This is a genomic window from Pseudomonas sp. AA-38, assembly GCF_029457475.1.
Taxonomy (GTDB): domain Bacteria; phylum Pseudomonadota; class Gammaproteobacteria; order Pseudomonadales; family Pseudomonadaceae; genus Aquipseudomonas.
Genome location: NZ_CP120359.1, coordinates 5,400,112 through 5,418,815, shown reverse-complemented (window position 1 = coordinate 5,418,815; position 18,704 = coordinate 5,400,112). Strand labels below are relative to the sequence as shown.

The window sequence follows — 18,704 nt, the reverse complement described above, 5'->3', positions numbered from 1 at the left end:
GGTATTCTGCCGCCATGTCAGGGTTCTGGCTGCTGTGTGCATTCGGCACAGCCCCTAGGCAGCTATTACAAGAACATCGCCTATGACCGCCACTACTAGCGCCGTAGTACAAGAGGTGACGCTGGATCCGTCTCAGGTCGAGCGTCAGTTCGTCACGGATATCGCCGTCGAGCGTACGCGCCTGCTCTATCAGGGCTCGCGTCTACCTACATTACTGATGCTGCTGGTCGGTCTGTCCGGCACCAGCTTGCTATGGAATCTGCAGGATGCCGTCCTGCTCGGTGTCTGGCTGGGCTGGTTGCTGTTGCTGGTGCTGTTGCGCCTGACCCAGGTGAAAGCGTTCAACACGGCCCTGCCGACCCGCCAGGCCGATCCTTACTGGCAGCGTATCTTCCTCTTCGGCGCCGGCCTTTCGGGCTTGACCCTGGCCTTCGCCGTGATCGTCCTGGTGCCGGCCGACGTGTTCTACCAGCAGGCGCTGGTCTATGGTCTGATCGCCGCCGCCATCCTCTCCGCCAGCGTTGCCTATGCCGTCAGCCTGCCGGCCTTTCTCACCTTCGCGCTACCCTGCATGGTGCCCTCGACGGCCTTCCTGCTGCTGGCGGGCAATCGCATCCAGCAGGGCTGGGGCCTGCTCAGCATCATCCTGTTCCTGGCCCTGCTGATCGTGGCCTGGCAGGTCAACCGCCTGGTGCAGCGCGGCTTGCTGCAACGCTTCCAGAACCAGGCGCTGATCGCCAATCTGGAACATGCCAAGCGCCGTGCCGAAGGCCTCAACGAGGAGCTGGCGCGTGAGGTAGAGCAGCGTCGTCGTGCCGAGCGCGAGTTGCGTCGTGCCCATGGCGAGCTGGAGCGACGCGTGGCCGAGCGCACCCTGGAGCTGGACGAGGCGACCTACGCCCTGGGCAAGAGCCAGGCACGCCTGGCCCTGGCGCTGGAGGCCAGCGAACTGGGGTTGTGGGACTGGGAGCTGGAGAGTGACCAGGTACACCACACCCACCTGCGCGAGTTGTTCGGCCTGGAACCGGAGCAGGTGCAGGTGATGCTGCGCGACCTCACGCCACGCCTGCATCCCGATGACCTGCCGGTGTTGCGCCGGATGCTCATCGAGCACCTGAAAGGGCGCAGTGAGGATTACCACATCGAATACCGCGTGCGTCATGCCGACGGCCACTGGGTGTGGGTCGAAGACCGAGGTCGCGCGGTGGAGCGCGACAGCGCCGGGCGCGTGCTGCGCATGCTCGGCACACGACGTGACGTCAGCGAGCGACGCCAGCAGCAAGAGCAGCAGCGCCTGGCGGCCATGGTGTTCGAGGCCGCCAGCGAGGGCATCTGCATCCTCGATGCGGATTTCCGTTTTCTCGCCGTCAACCGTGCCTTCAGCATCGTCACCGGCTACAGCCGTGAAGAGGTATTGGGGCGCAAGGTCATCAGCCTGCTTGGCAGCCGCGAGATGCGCCGCCAGTACCCGACGATTCTCCAGGAACTCGACAATAACGGTAGCTGGCAGGGCGAACTGATCGAAACGCGCAAGAGTGGCGAGCTCTACCCGCAATGGCTGCAGCTCAACCTGGTGCACGATGCTGCGGGCCGGCGCAGCCATATCGTCGGTTTCCTCGCCGACCTCACCGCGCGGCGTGAGGCCGAGGAGCGCCTGCGTTACCTCTCGCACTACGACGAGCTGACCGGCCTGGCCAACCGCAGCCTGTTCCGCGAGCGTCTGCACGAGGCCAGCCAGCGGGCTCGCCAGACGGGGCGCAGCATCGCCTTGCTGCATATCGATCTGGATCGCTTCAAGGTGCTCAACGACAGTCTCGGGCATGAGGTGGCCGATCAGTTGCTGCGCCAGATCAGCCGCCGCCTGACCCATACCGTGCCGGAGGCCGATTGCATCGCGCGGCTGTCCGGTGACGAGTTCGCCATCATTCTCGATGCCTACAGCAGCCTTTCCGGCCTGGCACGCATGGCCAGCCGCCTGCTGGCCAAGCTGCGCGTGCCGATGACCGCCGGTGGCCACGAACTGGTGGTCAGCGCCTCGCTGGGCATCAGCCTGCTGCCGGACTATGCGCGCGAGATCGGTGCCCTGATCAGCCAGGCCAACATGGCCGTGCAGCATGCCAAGCACCTCGGTGGTAACACTTTCCAGTTCTTCACCGAGAACCTGCAGGCTTGCACCCTGGAGCGGCTGCAACTGGAAAACCGCCTGCGCCGGGCGATCGAGGATGGGCAGCTAGAAGTCTTCTATCAGCCCAAGCTGGATCTGCGCGATGACAGCCTCAGCGCTGCCGAGGCGCTGGTGCGCTGGCGCCATCCCGAGCATGGGGTGATCTCTCCGGGCGAGTTCATCGGCCTGGCCGAGGAAACCGGGCTGATCATGCCCATCGGCGAGTTCGTCCTGCGCCAGGCCTGCCGCCAGGCACGCGCCTGGCAATTGCAGGGGCTGGCCAACATTCGTGTGTCGGTCAACCTGTCGATGCACCAGTTGCGCCAGGGCAACCTGACCAGCCTGGTGCGCCAGGTGCTCGATGACACCGGCCTGGAGCCGCACTGGCTTGAGCTGGAACTGACCGAGAGCCAGATGCTCGACAACGTCGACAGCGTCATCTCCACCTTCCAGCAACTGCGCGACATGGGGGTGAAGCTGGCCATCGACGACTTCGGCACTGGCTACAGCTCGCTCAGTTACCTCAAGCGCTTCCCGGTGGACTACGTGAAGATCGATCAGACCTTCATCCGCGACCTCTCGCCCGGTGGCGAGGATGCGGCGATCACCCGCGCCATCATCGCCATGGCCCACAGCCTGGAACTCAAGGTGGTGGCCGAGGGCGTGGAAACCCAGGCGCAGATGGACTTCCTCAAGAGCCAGGGCTGCGACGAGATCCAGGGCTATCTGATCAGTCGGCCACGCGATGCCATCGCCTTCGCCGAGCTGTTGAGTGCGCAACTCGACTCAGCGTTGCACTGAGAACGTTTCCTCTCTACCCAACGTGCCTCGAGGCACGTGCGCCAACTGACGCAAAGATGGCTGCATCCGGCGCCCGCGCGCGCGATGCTGCAGACTCAGCCGTGAAGAAGGAGCCTAGCGATGCACAAAGCCCCATCCCTGAATATGGCTCAGCGTCTATTGCTGGCTTCGCAGAGCATGGCGCCCTTGGCGCTGAAGAGCGCCTTGGCGCAGCGGCTCGGTCCCGAGCAGACAGCGTTGCTGGCGCCGTACATGCCGGCCGAGCAATTGCGCGAGTTGATCCTCAACCTGCCGGTACCCTTCATTGCCCGCGCCATCATCCACCTCGACCCCCAGACGATTCTCGAGACCTACCTCAGCCTGCCGGACGAATTGCACCTGGAGGTAGCGCGCCAGCTCTGCGCCGACGGGGCTTTCGCCACCGCTGCCCGCTATGCCGAATGCCTCTCGCCGCGCCAGGTCAAGGTCTTGATCTATGGCATCAACGATGCCGAGCACATCCTGCAGATCGCCCGTTACATCGTCGATATCGGGCTCATCGTGCAGAGCCTGCGCACCTTCTCCACCCAGTACCTGTGCCGCCTGACCGAAGCGGCCTGGGCGGACGACAATGTGGCGATATCCGCACTGGTGCTTGGCGGTCTGCCACTGGCGCGCCAGGCAGACATCTGCGACCACCTTCCAGCTCAGGTGCGCGAGCCTCTGCTGCCACTGTTACTGGCCGCCAACCCCGAGCTGCACGAGCGCTTGCCCGAGCACCTGCAGCAGGCCTGAGGGCACCTCTAAAAACGTAGGCGAGGTAGCCAGCGAAATACCCATGGCGGCCCCGCAAAAACAGCCGTAACGACCAGCGGGAGTAACAGCCGAAGGCTGACCCGAAGGGCGAACGCAGTGAGTCAAGAAGCACTGGGCCCGCACTCGGGTTTACCTGTTGTAAATGAGCATTTTTGACGAGGGCGCCTAGCCTGGGCTCGCACGCGAGGCTGTTTTTAACGCAGCGATGGCAACGCACGACTGCATGGATGCAGGAGGTAGAGCGACGCAGGAAGCCAAAGCCGAGGTAGTTTTTAGAGGGGCCAGGCTCACTTGGCGAACAACTGGCCGATGTCCTTGAATGCCTTGAACTCCAGGGCATTGCCGCAAGGGTCAAGGAGGAACAGGGTGGCCTGTTCGCCGACTTGCCCCTGGAAGCGTACGTAAGGCTCGATGACGAACTTCGTCCCACGGCTGCGCAGGCGCTCGGCCAGCGCTTGCCAGTCGTCCCAGGCCAGTACCACGCCGAAATGTGGCACCGGCACGTCGTGGCCGTCCACCGGGTTGCTCGCGGCCGCCTCCTGATAGGCCATCTTCGGCGCCTCGTGGATCACCAACTGGTGGCCGAAGAAATCGAAATCCACCCAATGCGCACTGCTGCGGCCTTCGGCGCAGCCGAACAGCTCGCGGTAGAAGTGCCGCGCGGCGGCCAGGTCATGAACGGGAATCGCCAGGTGAAAGGGTGCAAGGGCCATCACGGATTTCCTCTGTTGGGTTTTCGGCCCAGCCTACCAACAGCGAAATCGATCGAAAGCGAATATTCTTGCTTGCAAGCTCAAATATTTTCGATCAATGGGGTGGCGATGCTGCGCGAACTGAAAACCTTCATCACCGTCGCCCGCCTGGGCACCTTCGCCGCCGCCGGCCAGCAGGTGGGGCTGACGCAATCGGCGGTCAGTGCGCAGATGCGCGTGCTCGAGCAGCACCTCGGTGTGCGCCTGTTCGACCGCAGCGGCCGCGCTGCCGTGCTCAATGCAGCGGGGCGCCATGCGTTGCCGCTGGCCGAGCAGATGCTCGCACTGTACGCGCAGATGGCGCTGCCACAGGCAGCCGATCAGTGGCAGGGCGAGCTGCGTGTCGGCGCCATCGCCACCTTGCAGACCGGCTTGCTGGCCGAGGCGCTGCCGCGTTTTCGCCAGCTCGCGCCGCTGGTCGAGCTGAAGCTGGTGCCAGGAGTATCGCTGCAATTGTTCAGCCAACTGGATGCCGGCGAACTGGATCTGGCCTTGCTGATCAAGCCACCTTTCGCCCTGCCCAAGGAGGTGCTGGAAGTGCCCCTGGCGCGCGAGCCCTTCGTGCTGATCGCGTCCTTGCACGTGAAGGGGGACGAGCCGCTGCAACTGCTCGCCGAACAGCCCTTCGTGCGTTACGACCGCACCTCCTTCGGCGGGCGCCAGGTGACCCGCTTTCTCCGCGAGCAGCGCCTGAACGTGCGCGAGGCCCTGGAGCTGGACGAAGTGGAGGCCATCGTGCGTCTGGTGGAGAACGGCATGGGCGTGGCGCTGGTACCGCGCGCCGGCCTGTGGCTGCAGCGGCCGACGCAGGTGCGGGTGATCGAGTTGGGCGAACTGAGTTTCCACCGTGAACTGGTAGCCCTGGTGCGCCGGGCGCAGCGTCAGCCCGCACTGGATTGTCTGCTGCACTGTCTTGATGCGACGAATTGAAAATGGTTCTCAATAAAAATAAGATGCATTTCCCTCTCGCCCAAGACCAGGGATGCACGATTGTCGGACTTGGATCTCAAAGGCCTGTTCCAGAAGCACGCCAAGGCCTTGCACAGCTTTCTGTTGAGCAAGAGCCGTGACCCGCACCTGGCTGCCGACCTCACTCAGGAAAGCTTCCTGCGCCTGGCCGAGCAGCGTACCGGCGAGCGCATCGACAATTCGGCGGCCTATCTCTACCGCACCGCCAGCAACCTGCTGATCGACCACCAGCGCCAGCAGATCCGGCGCAAGACCGATCTGCTCGGCGAGGACGTGCTGCATGAGGTCGAGGCCGCCGGCAGCTCGCTGGACGACATCACCGCCGCGTCCCAGAGCGTCGAGCGCCTGCAACGCGCCATCGCCGAGCTGCCGCCACGCACCCAAGCCATCTTCCGCCTCAACCGGATCGACGGCCTGACTCACGCTCAGGTAGCGCAGACCCTGGGAATTTCCGACAGCTCGGTGCAAAAGCACCTGGCCCGTGCCCTGGCGCATGTGATGGCGTGCCTGGACGACGAGCGGGCATGACGGAGCATTACGGTAAGATCCACCGTCGCGCGTCATTACCTGAAAGGGGCCTGCGCCGCCCAGCCCGCAACGACCCATAACGAGATCCGAGAGTGAGCCTGATTAGCCAAGAACCACAGCAGCGGAGTGTCCGCGAGGTGGCCGCCGAGTGGGCGGTGCTGCTGGCCGATGCCCCGCTCGACGACGCCCAGCGGCAGGCGCTGCAACAATGGTTGCAGGCCGATGCCGGGCATGTCGAAGCGCTGGCCGTGGCCCAGCGCACCTGGGCCGCTTTGGGTCGCTTACCGGCCACGCCGCCCATGGTTGCCGTTGCGCCCGGCCGGCGCGCTCGACCGCGCCGGCCTGCGCGCCTGCGCCGCTGGGGGGCGGCGGCTTGTCTGGCGCTGCTGCTCGGCGGGTTGGGTCTGGGCCAGAGCGAACGGCTGCTCCTGCCGCTGCTGGCCGATCAGCACACCGCCGCTGGCGAGGTGCGCAACCTGCTGCTGGAAGACGGCAGCGAAGTAACCCTGGACAGCGCCAGTGCCATCCGCCTGGATTACTCCAGCGGCCAGCGCCGGGTCGAGCTGCTCGCCGGGACGGCGGTCTTCCAGGTCGCGCCGCAGGCCGACCGCCCCTTCGTCGTCGCGGCGGCCGGCGGCAGCGTCCAGGCCCTGGGTACGCGCTTTCTGGTGCAGCGCGAAGCGGACGAAACGCGGGTGGGCGTGCTCGAACATGCCGTGCAGGTGAGCGCCAAGGGGCAGCAGCGGCGCCTGGAGGAAGGTCACAGCCTGCGCTACGACGCCCAGGGCCTGCATGACCTGGCGCTCGACCTGCCGCGCACCACCAGTTGGCAACGGGGGCTATTGATCTTCGACCGCCAGCCGCTGGGGCAGGTGATCGAACGGATCAACCGGTATCGGCCGGGTCATATCTTCATCGGTGATGATGCGCTGGCGCAGCGTGAGGTCAGTGGGGTTTTCCGCCTTGACGGGCTGGACGCCGCCTTGGCCACCCTGACGCGGGAGATGCATCTGCAGCATCGTGAGTTGCTGGGAGTCAGTCTGCTCTACTGAGGCCGGTGCGGCTCGCTCGAAAACGGTGGTGAGGGTTGGTTGTTCGCGGAGTTGCGAGTTGATACCGGACTGGCAATACGGTGTGGGTTGTTCTGGTGTCTGTTCCGAATTGCCGCGTTTTTGCTGATGTCTTTGGTTTCGCCCTCCCGGGCGAGTCACTTTGCGGGCAAAGTAACCAAACCCTCCGCCCTTTCATCCGGCCCTCGCTGCGCGAGGGTTCGCTCACTCCATCGCCGTTCCAGAGGCCCGCCGCGGTGGGCCATCCATGGCCCATCGCGGCTTTCGCGGCATCCATGCCGCTCAACCTCTTCCACGACGATTCCGTTCGCCCTCCTGGGCGGGCTCTGCACGCGCCTGAACCCGAGGTAACCCAGAATTAGCATGGAGTGCTTGAACAAGGGTCAGCCTTAGGGCTGACCGAGCTGCCGGCTGAAAGCCGGCAAGCTGTTCAACGCATGAAACTGCGCGAATGAAACTATTGGTTTAATTCAACCGCCACATCGCGACTTCACAGCCGCCAGAGCACGCAGGACTAGCCTGGCACACCTGTTCGTTCAGGCGCGCGAATGCCCCCTTCAGGAGGGTGAGTGGAATCGTTGTGTAGAGGGTTGAGCGGCATGGATGCCGCGAGAGCCGCGACTGGCCAGGGATGGCCCTTCGTCGGTGGGCCGCATCCGGTCGGGCCCTCGGAGCAATGATGGAACGAACGAACCCCGGCGCAGCCGGGGCCGGATGGCGGGGGTGCGTTTCTTTTGCTTACTTTTCTTTGCGCAGTTCAAAGAAAAGTGAGTCGCCCGAGGGGGCGAAACCCGGAATATCTGAAGACACCCAAAGCGGCGTCCAAGACACTCAACGAACCAACACACAAACTTGCCAGTCCGGTATCAATCAAGCATCTCCCCTCACCAGAAACGAACCATCCAAAAATTTCCAGATTGCCTTACTGACTTTCCCTGCATCGCGCGTCTTTGTTGTTAGTGATTTTCATTACCAACAAAAGAATGGAGTCAGTCGTGAGTCATAGTCGTCGCGTAGTACCCCCCACCCGGCGCCGGGGCGGCTCGCTGCCGCTGCTTGGCGGTGTCGCGTTGGGGGTTGCCATGGCCATGAACGGCCTTGCCTTCGCTGCCCAGCCGGCAGCCGAGGCGGCCAGCACCCAGCATCAACTGGTGGCCTTCGATATCGCCGCCCAGCCGCTGGATCGCGCCGCCCTGGCCTTCGCCGAGCAGGCCGGGGTGCAGGTGTTCTTCGACAGCGCGCGCCTGCAGGACTTGGCCAGCACGCCGCTGAAAGGGCGCTACTCGCTCGATGAGGGCCTCCGCCGCCTGCTCGGCAGCGCGCCGGTGGACTACCGCTTCGACGGCTCGCAGCAGGTCACCCTGATCCGCCGGGGCGTGGGCGCCGAGCAGGCATTGCAGTTGCAACCCACCAACGTGCAGAGCCAGTGGCTCAGCGAACGCCAGGAAACCTACCTCAAGCCGCGCTCGGTGGCGGTGATCGACCGCGAGCAGATCGACCGGCGCCCGCCCCGGCATGCCGCCGACATGCTGGAGGAAACCTCCGGCGTCTACACCGCCGTCAACCAGCGCGACCCTGGCCTGTCGGTGAACATCCGCGGCGTGCAGGACTATGGCCGGGTCAACATGAACGTCGACGGCATGCGCCAGAACTTCAGCGTCAACGGCCACCAGCAGCGTAACGGGGTGATGTTCGTCGATCCCGAATTCATCTCCAGCGTGGAGATCGACAAGGGTACCAGCGCCGGCATGGGCGGCGCCGGGGTGCTGGGCGGCATCGCTTCGTTCAACACGGTCGAGGCGCGCGAGTTTCTCGGTGAAGGCAAGGAATACGGTGGTCGCCTGCGCGGCGGGCATGGCATCGGCGAACTGGGCAATGGCACCTACTTCAACGGTAGCGCCCTGTTCGCCTTCGGCAACGAGATAGGCGACGTGCTGCTGGGCGTCAGCGAGCGTCACTTCGGTGACTATCGCGCCGGTACCAATGACAAGGACAACCTCGGCAGCGAGATCCGCATTCGCACTATCGCGCCGCGCGCCTGGGAGGACTGGCTGGAGTCCGAAGTGGGGGAAATGGACAGCGTGACCCGCTCGCGCCTGTTCAAGCTGGGCTTGAACCTGCCGGCGGATCAGCGCCTGCAACTGAGTTACATGGAGTACGACACCGACAGCAAGGATGCCTGGGCCTATATCGCTGATGACAACCAGAGCACCTATTACCGCCGCCAGGGTACCAGCGACGTGATCGCCCGCAACACCGCGCTGGACTACAGCTACAGCCCCGACAACGACCTGATCGATTTCAAGGCCAAGCTCTATTACGTCAGCACCCGCCAGGATCGCTGGAATGCCGGCAGCGCGGCCAGCCCGGGCAGCGGCAACTGGTACCCCGACTACAGCGACAAGTACCGTACCGATACCTGGGGCCTGCAACTGCAGAACACCTCACGCTTCTACCTGGGCGACGCGCACCAGTTCGCCTTCACCTATGGCAGCGAACTGTTCCGCGACAGCTTCAAGCCCTCGACCGCACGTACCCCCTCGACCAACGAAACGGCCTACCCCTATATCAAGGGCGCCACGCCGGAGGGCGAGCGGACTCTGGCCAGCCTGTTCGGCCAGGTGATCTACGACTACGAGCAGTGGCTGACGCTCGATGCCGGGCTGCGCTACGACCGCTATCGCCTGGAGGGCGACACGGGCCTGACGGCGTGGATGCTGCCCGAGGGCCAGTTCACCGCCAGCAACAATGTGGAGCGCTCGCTGATCTATGAGGTGGATCGTGAGGAGGGGCGTTTTTCACCGACCCTGGGCGTCGCGATCAAACCGGGGGTGGACTGGCTGCAGCTCTACACCCGTTGGGGCAAGGGCTGGCGTCCACCGGCAGTGACCGAGGCCTTCATGTCCGGCCGCCCTCATGGCGGCGGCAACGAGATGGTCTATCCCAACCCCTTCCTCGAAGCGGAGCGTTCGCACAACTGGGAGGCCGGCTTCAACGTCTTCAAGGAATCCTTGCTGCGTGACGGCGACCGCCTGGGCATCAAGGTGGCCTATTTCGATACCCGTATCGACAACTTCTCCTTCATGGATATCAACGTCAGCGTGCCGGGAGCTACGGTGGGCGGCACGGCCCTTGGCCGCTCGGCCTACCAGAACAACCTGAAGCAGACGCGCTTTCGCGGTGTCGAGTACAACCTCGATTACGACGCCGGTGACTACTACGCGCAGCTCAGCTACACCCACATGATCGGCAGCAACGAGTTCTGCTCGAAGGACTTCTACCTGGGCGGGGCGCAGAAGCGTGTGCAGGTGGGCACTGTCACCACCTTCATCCGCGTCGGGACGCGCCTGATTCCGGTGCGGCGGCCCCTCTACGAGGCGCAGCCCAACGAGGCGCTGAACGAGCAGGTTTCCTGCAATCACATCATGGGCAATGCCGCCTACATGCCGGCTGATCGCGGTTCGCTGACCCTGGGCATGCGCTTTCTCGACAGACGCCTGGATCTGGGCGCGCGCCTGCGTTACAGCGCCGGCAATGGCGAGAACCTCGACAACCACTCCTACTCGCAGATCGATCAGGCGCTCTGGCCGCAATACAAGGTCTACGACCTCTACGCCAGCTACTGGATGACCAGCAGCCTGAACCTGGCTCTGTCGATGGAGAACGTCACCGATCAGGCCTACTTCGTCGCCATGGGTGATGCCAACAACCTGTCCCTGGCCCGTGGCCGCACCCTCACCGGGATGCTCGAGTATCGCTTCTGAACGGCCCCGGCCAAGGGGCCGGGGCAAGGCTTTGCCCACGTCGGGCAAAGGCGCTGCAGCCTGTTGCAGCAGCGTCCAATACACCCTGTCACACGAGGATTTGTCATGAGCGTTTCCGTTACCTACGACCCGACTTTCGGCAGCTCCACCATCGACGACTACCTGGCCTTCTGGACGAGCGGCTTCGCCACTGCCGGCCATGGTCAGAGCAACACCGGTGGTTTCAGCAACGGCACATTCAGTGGCGACCAGTACGCCACCCACGGCGCCAATGGCTCGGACTACGCCTTCATCGCCGACAGCGACACCAGCAATGGCCTGCACTACGTGTTCAACCCGCTGTTGCCGGCCAGCAGCAACCAGAACCACTACCTCTACGGGGAACTGGACAACGTCTCCCTGGGCGAGGTGCTTGGCGGTGGTTCGGGCAGCGATTTCACCCTGAGCAACTACGTGGTCACCTTCAGCGGTCTGGACCTGTCCGCCGCTTACGGTGCTGGCCGTGCCGGCAACGAAGTGCACGAAACCATCTACGGCCTGATGCAGGGCAACACCGCGCCGCTGGAGTCGGTGCTGGACGAGCTGTTCGCCGCCTATGGCGTGTCCACCGACGACACCTTCGACGTGGTCGCCGCCGCCCTGGCTGCCGGCCCGCTGAGTAGCAGCTCGGCCGAGACGGTCGGCGTAGCTGAGCTGGCCGACGACCTGGCCATGGCGGCCTGATCGCGCGGTGATGAAAAAGGCGGCGGGGAGATCGCTCTCCCGGCCGCCGGCAACGACTACCGTGGTGCTGGCCTGAACAACTCGCGCCACGGTGGCCGAAGGAATTCTCGACATTCGCGGCCTGCTGCGTCAATCGCGGCAGGCGGCGTTTCTGGGGTGCTACGGCATGCAACCTGGCAATGAAATCCTCGCCGCGCTGGCCACCTGCCGGCGCGGCTTCGTCAGCGTCGGCGCGTTCAGCGCGGTGATCAATCTGCTGATGCTGGCGCCGGCGCTGTACATGCTGCAGGTCTACGACCGTGTACTGGCCTCCGGCAACCACATGACCCTGGCCATGCTGACGCTGATGGCGCTTGGTCTGTACCTCTTCATGGGCCTGCTGGAATGGGTGCGCAGCCTGGTGGTAATCCGCCTCGGCGCGCAGATCGACCAGCGCCTGGGTGAGCGGGTCTACGACGCCACCTTCGATGCCAGCCTGCGCCTCGGTCGTGGCAGCAGCGCGCAGCCGCTCAACGACCTGACCAGCCTGCGCCAGTTCGCCACCGGCAACGCCCTGTTCGCCCTGTTCGATGCGCCCTGGTTCCCGCTCTACCTGGCCGTGCTGTTTCTCTTCCACCCCTGGCTCGGCTGGTTGGCGCTGGGCGGTGCGGCGTTGCTGCTGGCGCTGACCTGGGGCAACCAGTGGCTGACCCGCGCGCCATTGGCCGAGGCCGGGCAACTGGCGATCCAGGCCACCCAGGCGGCCAGCGCGCACCTGCGCAACGCCGAGGCCACCGAGGCCATGGGCATGCTGGCGCGCCTGCGTCAGCGCTGGCAGGCCGAGCATGGCCGCTTCCTGCACCTGCAGAACCACGCCAGCGAGCAGGGCGCGGGGTTCAGCGCGGCGTCCAAGGCCGTGCGCCTGGCGTTGCAGTCGCTGATGCTCGGCCTCGGCGCGCTGCTGGCGGTGGACGGGCAGATCACCCCCGGCATGATGATCGCTGGCTCCATCCTCGCCGGGCGCGTGCTCGGCCCGCTGGATCAACTGATCAATGCCTGGAAACAGTGGAGCGGCGCGCAGCAGGCCTACCAGCGCCTGCGCGATCTGCTCCGCGCGCAGCCGCCGCGCACTTGCGGCATGAGGCTGCCGGCGCCGCGTGGCGCCCTGCGCGTGGAGCAGTTGTCGGCCTGCGCGCCGGGCTCGCGCACGCCGGTGCTGGCCGGGGTCAGCTTTGCCCTGGAGCCGGGCCAGCGCCTGGTGGTGCTGGGCCCGTCCGGTTGCGGCAAGTCCAGCCTGGCGCGCCTGCTGGTGGCGGCGCAGGCGCCGCTGGCCGGCAAGGTGCGCCTGGATGGCGCCGACCTGCAGCAGTGGCACAAGGACGCGCTCGGCCCGCACCTGGGCTACCTGCCGCAGGACGTGCAACTGTTCGCCGGCAGTATCGCCGAGAACATCGCCCGTTTCGCCGAGGTGGAGGCGGACAAGGTGGTCGCCGCAGCGCAGATGGCCGGTGTGCACGAGATGATCCTGCGCCTGCCGCAGGGCTACGACACGCGCCTGGGCGAGGGTGGCGCCGGGCTCTCCGGTGGGCAGAAGCAGCGCATCGGCCTGGCCCGCGCGGTCTATGGCTTGCCGGCGCTGATCGTGCTCGACGAGCCTGACGCCAACCTCGACGAGGCGGGGGAGCAGGCGCTGCTGGCCGCCCTCGATCGTCTGCGTGAACAGGGCCGTACCCTGGTGCTGGTCAGCCATCGCCCGGCGCTGCTCGCGGGCGCCGATCAACTGCTGGTGCTGCGTGGCGGGCAGATGCAGGCCTTCGGCCCGGCCAGCCGGGTGTTGCAGGACCTGCAGCAGGCCGCCCGTCCGGCGGTGCAGAACGCGTCGATACGGCGTGTCACGCCGACATTGAGCATGAGTTATGGCACCACGCCGGGAGGCCCGCGATGAGCGCGCCGGCTTCGCTGCCCCCTCTGCATGTGGTCGATGCGCGGGCGCCGACGCGGCTCGGCTGGTGGCTGCTGCTCGCCGGCTTCGGCGGCTTTCTCGCCTGGGCCGCGCTGGCGCCCTTGGACAAGGGCGTGCCGGTGAGCGGCACGGTGATGGTCAGCGGCAACCGCCAGGCGCTGCAGCATCCCACGGGCGGCACGGTGCGGCGCATCCTGGCCCGCGATGGTGATGCGGTGCAGGCCGGCCAGCCGCTGCTGGAGCTGGACGACCAGGCCTTGCAGGCGCAGGCCGAGGCCCTGCGTGCGCAACTGATCGGCAGCCGCGCCAGCGCCGCGCGCCTGGCCGCCGAGCGCGATGGCGCGGCGGGCATCGACTTCGGCCCCTGGTTGCTGGCGCGTGCGGATGACCCTTTGGCGCTCGCCAGCCTGGAGTTGCAGCGCCAGTTGTTCGCCAGCCGTCGCCAGGCCCTGGCCCTGGAGCTTGACGGCCTGGCGCAGAACCTGGCCGGCAGCGAGGCGCAACTGGGTGGCCTGCGTGCGCTGCATGGCAGCAAGCAAGCGCAGTTGCGCGTGCTCGACGAGCAACTGCTGGGCCTGCGCGAACTGGCGGCCGAGCAGTACATCCCGCGTAATCGCCTGCTCGATGCCGAACGCCAGCGGGCCGAGCTGAGCGGCCTGCTGGCCGACGACGCCGGGCGCATCGGCCAGTTGCAGCGGCAGATCGCCGAACTGCGCCTGCGCGCCGCGCAGCGCCGCGAGCAGTTTCAGGAACAGGTGCGCAGCCAACTGGCCGAGGCGCAGATTCGCAGCGAGGAGCTGCACCATCGCCTGGCCGGGGTCGAGATCGAATTGCAGCGTACCCTGTTGCGGGCGCCGGCCAGCGGCCTGGTGGTCGGCCTCAGCGTGTTCACCGAAGGCGGTGTGGTCGCGCCCGGTCAGGCGCTGATGGAGATTGTCCCGCAGGATCAACCGCTGCTGGTCGAAGGCCGTCTGAGCCCGGCGCTGGTGGACAAGGTGCACCCCGGCCTGCCGGTGGAACTGCTGTTCACCGCCTTCGAGCAGCGCACCACGCCACGGGTCGCCGGCACCCTGGAGCTGGTGTCCGCCGACCGCCTGCAGGACGAACGCAGTGGCGAGCCGTACTACGCCATCCGCATTCGCGTGGACGAAGACGCTATGCAGCCACTGGCCGGCCTGCGCATCCGCCCCGGCATGCCGGTGGAGGCCTTTATCCGTAGTGGCGAGCGCTCGCTGCTCAACTACCTGTTCAAGCCGCTGCTCGACCGTACCCACCTGGCCCTGGCGGAAGACTGACTATGCGCGCGCTCTGTTTCGCCCTGCTCCTGTGCCTGGCAACGCCGGCGGGCGCGCTCGGCCTGCTCGACGCCTATACCCTGGCGCTGCGCCATGACCCGAGCTTCCAGGCCGCCATCGCCGAGCGCGACGCCGGCCTCGAGGAGCGGGCCATCGGCCGCGCCGGGTTGCTGCCACGGCTTTCGTGGAGCTACAGCAACCAGCGCAACGACTCGCAGGTGACGGCCGGCGAGCGTCGCGTCGAGCGCGACTACCGCAGTTACGCCTCGGTGCTCAGCCTGCAGCAACCCTTGTTCGATTACGCCGCCTGGGCCGACTACCGCCAGGGCGTGGCGCGCACCTTGTTGGCCGACGAGCGCTTCCGCGCGCGCAGCCAGGAACTGGCGGTGCGCCTGTTCGAGGCCTACAGCCAGGCCTTGCTGAGTGACGAGCGCATCGCCCTGGCGCGTGCCCAGCGCCGCGCCCTGAACGAGCGTCTGCGTCTCAACCAGCGTCTGCTGCGGGCCGGCGAGGGCACCCGTACCGATGCGCTGGAAACCGAGGCGCGCCTGGCCCTGGCCGAGGCCGAGCTGATCCAGGCACAGGACGATCTGGACCTGGCCCTGCGCGCGCTGGAGGCCATCATCGGCGAGCCGCTGGCGCGCAGCGACCTGCAACCGTTACTCGAGGACTTTCCCATCCAGCCGCCGCAGCCGTCGCGTTTCGAGGCCTGGCGCGAGCTGGCCGTGGCCGCCAACGCCGAACTGGCCGCGCAGCGACGCGCCGTCGAGGTGGCGGCCCAGGGCATCGAGAAGCAGCGTGCCGGCCACCTGCCGACCCTGAGCCTGGTGGCCAACAGTCGCCTGACCAACTCCGATTCGGAGAGCAGCTACAACCAGCGCTACGACACCGACAGCATCGGCATCCAGCTCAGCCTGCCGTTGTTCGCCGGTGGCGGGGTGAGCGCGGCGACCCGGCAGGCCACGGCCGCCCATGTGCAGGCTGGCTTCGAGCTGGATGCGCAGACCGCCGAGCTGCTCACCCGCCTGCGTCAGCAATTCAACCTGTGCAACAGCGCGGCGGCGCGGGTGCGTGCCTATCGCCTGGCCGTGAGCGCGGCCGAGACGCTGGTGGCGGCGACGCGCAAGAGCGTGGCCGGCGGCGAGCGAGTCAACCTCGACGTGCTCGACGCCGAGCAGCAACTGCATGGTGCCCGCCGCGACCTGGCCGAGGCGCGCCACGGCTACCTGCGCGCCTGGTTGCAGCTACGCCAGTTGGCCGGCCAGCTCGATGCAACGGACTTGCAGCGCCTGGCCGGTTACTTCAGTGAGGTGCGGATTACTGACAAAGGCTGAGTGATTCGTCCTTATTTCATCGAACATATGGGGAACCATCATGACCGCATCCGCACTGTTCCACCCGCTGCGCTCGCAGCGCCTCAATGCCATCACCCACGAGCCGCACAGCCGTCTCGACGCCCGGGTGAAAAGCCATGAACCCTTCGCCAGCGTCGAGCGCTTTGCCCATTTCGTGGCGGCGCAATACCTGTTCCAGCGCGATTTGCAGAACCTCTATCAGGATCCGCGCCTGGTCGCGCTGATCCCTGACCTGCCGCAGCGCTGCCGCGTGCAGCAGACCGTGCTGGATCTGGCCGACCTGCAACGCCCCTTGCCCGAGGGCGACGACAGCATCCGTGATCGGCAGATGGATCTTGGCGAAGCGCTGGCCTGGCTGTTCGTCTCCGAAGGCTCCAAGCTCGGCGCGGCCTTTCTGCTCAAGCGCATGCCGGCGCTGGGCCTGAGCGAAACCTTCGGTGCGCGTCATCTGGGCGAGCCGGAGGGTGGGCGGGCGCAAGGCTGGAAAGCCTTCACGGCGGTGCTCGACAGCGTGGAACTGGATACCGAGCAGGAACGCCTGGCTGAAGCTGCGGCTATCGCCGCCTTCGAGCGCTTCAACCAGCACCTGGAGCGCTGCTTTGCCTGAGGCGACTCTGCCTCGGGCCGCCTGGCAGCGCTGGCTGTGGCTGCTGTTGGCCTACCTGAGCATCGGCATGGCCATGCTCGGCGTGATCCTGCCGGGCCTGCCCACCACCGAGTTCGTGCTGCTGGCCGCCTGGGCGGCATCGCGCAGCTCGCCACGGCTGGCCGCCTGGCTGGAGCAGCATCGGGTGTTCGGTCCGCTGCTGCGGGACTGGAAGAACGGCGGCCGGATCGCCCGGCGCAGCAAATGGCTGGCCAGCGCCAGCATGCTGGTGGCGCTGGCGATCATGCTGCTGACGGTCGATCACCGGCCGTCGGTGCTGTTCGCCGCGGCCGGCATGAGTTGCGGTGCGCTGTTCATCTGGACACGGCCGGAGAAACCCAAGGCCGGGTAGGGTGCGCTGTGCGCACCAGCGGTCTTGTGGTGCGCACGGCGCACCCTGCGGGCAATTGCATCATCCGTTGCTCGAGCGATGTTTGGCTTATGCTCTGTGTTCGATCGAACTGAGGGGGTGACGGCGATGAACAAGGATATCGGCGAGATCAACGGTGCCTGCCACTGCGGCGGTGTGCGTTTTCACGTGACCTTGAGCGATGGCTTGCACAGCGCGCGGCGCTGCAACTGTTCCTACTGCCGGATGCGCGGGGCGGTGGCGGTCTCGGCCGAGCTGGCCGGCTTGCGTATTCTTCAGGGCCAAGAACTGCTGACGTCCTATCGCTTCAATACCAAGAGTGCAGAGCACTTCTTCTGCTCGCGCTGCGGCATCTACACCCACCACCAGCGCCGCTCCAATCCCCATCAGTACGGCGTCAACGTCGCCTGCCTGGAGGGCATCAGCCCGTTCGACTTCGCCGAGGTGCCGGTTACCGATGGCATCGCCCATCCCAGTGACGACCCGACGGGAGCGGGGGCGCGACAAGCCGGCGTATTGCGCTTTATCCCGTCATGAGTGGCCAGCCGGGTAGGGTGCGCTGTGCGCACCGAGGGTTGCGGATTACCGTAGCCCGGATGCAATCCGGGATGCTGGCGAGGTGGGCTTGGTGCGCATGGCGCACCCTAGGGTTCGCCGACACATTCCGCGCATAAAAATGCCGCGCGGCTTGGCAGCGGCGCGGCATCAGGTAGGGCGAAGGCTGTCAGTGGCAATCAGAACGCCGGTACGACGGCGCCCTTGTACTTCTCTTCGATGAACTGCTTCACCTCGGCGCTGTGCAGCGCCTTGACCAGCTTCTGCACGGCGGCGTTGTCCTTGTTGTCGGCGCGGGTCACCAGGATGTTCACGTAGGGCGAGTCGCTGCCTTCGATGGCCAGCGCGTCCTGGGTCGGGTTCAGCTTGGCTTCCAGGGCGTAATTGGTGTTGATCAGGGCCAGATCAACCTGGCTCAGCACGCGCGGCAGGGTGGCCGCTTCCAGTTCACGCACCTTGATGGCCTTGGGGTTCTCGACGATGTCCTTCGGCGTGGCGAGGATGCCGGCATCCGGCTTGAGTTTGATCACCCCAGCTTTCTGCAGCAGCAGCAGGGCACGGCCACCGTTGGTGGCATCGTTGGGGATGGCGACGATGGCGCCTTGCGGCAGCTCGTCGAGGCTCTTGATCTTGCTGGAGTAGGCGCCGAAGGGCTCGACATGCACGCCCGCGACGCTGACCAGATCGGTCTTGCGGCTGGCGTTGAACTCGTCCAGGTACGGCTGATGCTGGAAGAAGTTGGCGTCCAGGTTGCCCTGTTGCACCTGCAGGTTGGGCTGCACGTAGTCGGTGAACACGCGCACCTTCAGCTCCACACCCTCTTTGGCCAGGGCAGGTTTGACGAACTCGAGGATTTCCGCGTGCGGCACCGGGGTAGCGGCCACGCTCAGGGTTTCGGCCTGGGCCGAGAAGGCCGCGAAGGCGGCCAGGGCAGTCAGCAGTTTCTTCATTTCAAGGTTCCTTTTGGGAAGGTTG

The 18,704-nt window shown here is 66.0% G+C and carries 15 protein-coding genes; 13 read left to right on the top strand and 2 right to left on the bottom strand.

Annotation, left to right across the window (positions count from 1 at the left end):
- Nucleotides 1-82 precede the first annotated feature (82 nt).
- Nucleotides 83-2,965 carry an EAL domain-containing protein gene (locus tag PVE35_RS24910; protein ID WP_277373319.1) on the top strand — a complete coding sequence of 961 codons (2,883 nt, stop codon included), beginning with the start codon at nt 83-85 and terminating at the stop codon, nt 2,963-2,965.
- A gap of 120 nt (nt 2,966-3,085) precedes the next feature.
- On the top strand, nt 3,086-3,739 hold the full coding sequence (locus PVE35_RS24905; RefSeq protein WP_268179970.1) for a hypothetical protein: 654 nt from the start codon (nt 3,086-3,088) through the stop codon (nt 3,737-3,739).
- A gap of 308 nt (nt 3,740-4,047) precedes the next feature.
- Here PVE35_RS24905 and PVE35_RS24900 read toward each other — a convergent pair whose 3' ends face one another.
- A complete protein-coding gene (locus PVE35_RS24900) occupies nt 4,048-4,473 on the bottom strand; it encodes a VOC family protein (RefSeq protein WP_268179968.1) in 426 nt (141 codons plus the stop codon).
- 108 nt (nt 4,474-4,581) lie between these two features.
- Here PVE35_RS24900 and PVE35_RS24895 point away from each other — a divergent pair, with 108 nt between their 5' ends.
- The 11 genes from PVE35_RS24895 (at nt 4,582) to PVE35_RS24845 (ending at nt 17,711) form a co-directional block, all read left to right on the top strand.
- A complete protein-coding gene (locus tag PVE35_RS24895; protein WP_277373318.1) occupies nt 4,582-5,442 on the top strand; it encodes a LysR substrate-binding domain-containing protein in 861 nt (286 codons plus the stop codon).
- A gap of 60 nt (nt 5,443-5,502) precedes the next feature.
- The gene (locus PVE35_RS24890) at nt 5,503-6,009 is read left to right on the top strand and encodes an RNA polymerase sigma factor (RefSeq protein ID WP_268179964.1); all 507 of its coding nucleotides are present in this window, start codon (nt 5,503-5,505) and stop codon (nt 6,007-6,009) included.
- Between the two features lie 98 nt (nt 6,010-6,107).
- A complete protein-coding gene (locus PVE35_RS24885) occupies nt 6,108-7,061 on the top strand; it encodes a FecR domain-containing protein (RefSeq protein WP_277374936.1) in 954 nt (317 codons plus the stop codon).
- 1,100 nt (nt 7,062-8,161) lie between these two features.
- Entirely contained in the window at nt 8,162-10,843 is a 2,682-nt protein-coding gene (locus PVE35_RS24880; protein WP_277374935.1) for a TonB-dependent receptor, read from the top strand.
- 105 nt (nt 10,844-10,948) lie between these two features.
- Nucleotides 10,949-11,566: a heme acquisition protein HasA gene (locus tag PVE35_RS24875; RefSeq protein ID WP_277373317.1), complete on the top strand. Its 618-nt coding sequence runs from the start codon at nt 10,949-10,951 to the stop codon at nt 11,564-11,566.
- A gap of 166 nt (nt 11,567-11,732) precedes the next feature.
- Entirely contained in the window at nt 11,733-13,490 is a 1,758-nt protein-coding gene (locus PVE35_RS24870) for a type I secretion system permease/ATPase (RefSeq protein ID WP_277373316.1), read from the top strand.
- Complete coding sequence (locus tag PVE35_RS24865; RefSeq protein WP_277373315.1) at nt 13,487-14,803, top strand: HlyD family type I secretion periplasmic adaptor subunit; 1,317 nt, start codon at nt 13,487-13,489, stop codon at nt 14,801-14,803. The genes PVE35_RS24870 and PVE35_RS24865 overlap by 4 nt, the downstream gene beginning before the upstream one ends.
- Before the next feature lie 2 nt (nt 14,804-14,805).
- A complete protein-coding gene (locus tag PVE35_RS24860) occupies nt 14,806-16,137 on the top strand; it encodes a TolC family outer membrane protein (RefSeq protein WP_277373314.1) in 1,332 nt (443 codons plus the stop codon).
- A 40-nt stretch (nt 16,138-16,177) separates the two neighbouring features.
- Nucleotides 16,178-16,765, top strand: coding sequence for a biliverdin-producing heme oxygenase (locus PVE35_RS24855; protein ID WP_277373313.1), 588 nt, complete (start codon nt 16,178-16,180; stop codon nt 16,763-16,765).
- Nucleotides 16,758-17,156, top strand: a complete 399-nt coding sequence (locus PVE35_RS24850; RefSeq protein ID WP_277373312.1) for a YbaN family protein — start codon at nt 16,758-16,760, stop codon at nt 17,154-17,156. Before PVE35_RS24855 ends, PVE35_RS24850 begins: the two co-directional genes overlap by 8 nt.
- A 126-nt stretch (nt 17,157-17,282) precedes the next feature.
- On the top strand, nt 17,283-17,711 hold the full coding sequence (locus PVE35_RS24845; protein WP_277373311.1) for a GFA family protein: 429 nt from the start codon (nt 17,283-17,285) through the stop codon (nt 17,709-17,711).
- A gap of 197 nt (nt 17,712-17,908) precedes the next feature.
- Here the strand turns inward: PVE35_RS24845 and PVE35_RS24840 are convergent, their stop codons facing one another.
- Nucleotides 17,909-18,679 (bottom strand): MetQ/NlpA family ABC transporter substrate-binding protein, encoded by a 771-nt coding sequence (locus PVE35_RS24840; protein ID WP_277373310.1) that lies wholly within the window; start codon nt 18,677-18,679, stop codon nt 17,909-17,911.
- Nucleotides 18,680-18,704 lie beyond the last annotated feature (25 nt).

Coding starts and splice junctions, on each gene's coding strand:
- PVE35_RS24910 (WP_277373319.1), top strand. CDS start 83: ATGACCGCCACTACTAGCGCCGTAGTACAAGAGGTGACGCTGGATCCG.
- PVE35_RS24905 (WP_268179970.1), top strand. CDS start 3,086: ATGCACAAAGCCCCATCCCTGAATATGGCTCAGCGTCTATTGCTGGCT.
- PVE35_RS24900 (WP_268179968.1), bottom strand. CDS start 4,473: ATGGCCCTTGCACCCTTTCACCTGGCGATTCCCGTTCATGACCTGGCC.
- PVE35_RS24895 (WP_277373318.1), top strand. CDS start 4,582: ATGCTGCGCGAACTGAAAACCTTCATCACCGTCGCCCGCCTGGGCACC.
- PVE35_RS24880 (WP_277374935.1), top strand. CDS start 8,162: ATGGCCATGAACGGCCTTGCCTTCGCTGCCCAGCCGGCAGCCGAGGCG.
- PVE35_RS24875 (WP_277373317.1), top strand. CDS start 10,949: ATGAGCGTTTCCGTTACCTACGACCCGACTTTCGGCAGCTCCACCATC.
- PVE35_RS24870 (WP_277373316.1), top strand. CDS start 11,733: ATGCAACCTGGCAATGAAATCCTCGCCGCGCTGGCCACCTGCCGGCGC.
- PVE35_RS24865 (WP_277373315.1), top strand. CDS start 13,487: ATGAGCGCGCCGGCTTCGCTGCCCCCTCTGCATGTGGTCGATGCGCGG.
- PVE35_RS24860 (WP_277373314.1), top strand. CDS start 14,806: ATGCGCGCGCTCTGTTTCGCCCTGCTCCTGTGCCTGGCAACGCCGGCG.
- PVE35_RS24855 (WP_277373313.1), top strand. CDS start 16,178: ATGACCGCATCCGCACTGTTCCACCCGCTGCGCTCGCAGCGCCTCAAT.
- PVE35_RS24845 (WP_277373311.1), top strand. CDS start 17,283: ATGAACAAGGATATCGGCGAGATCAACGGTGCCTGCCACTGCGGCGGT.
- PVE35_RS24840 (WP_277373310.1), bottom strand. CDS start 18,679: ATGAAGAAACTGCTGACTGCCCTGGCCGCCTTCGCGGCCTTCTCGGCC.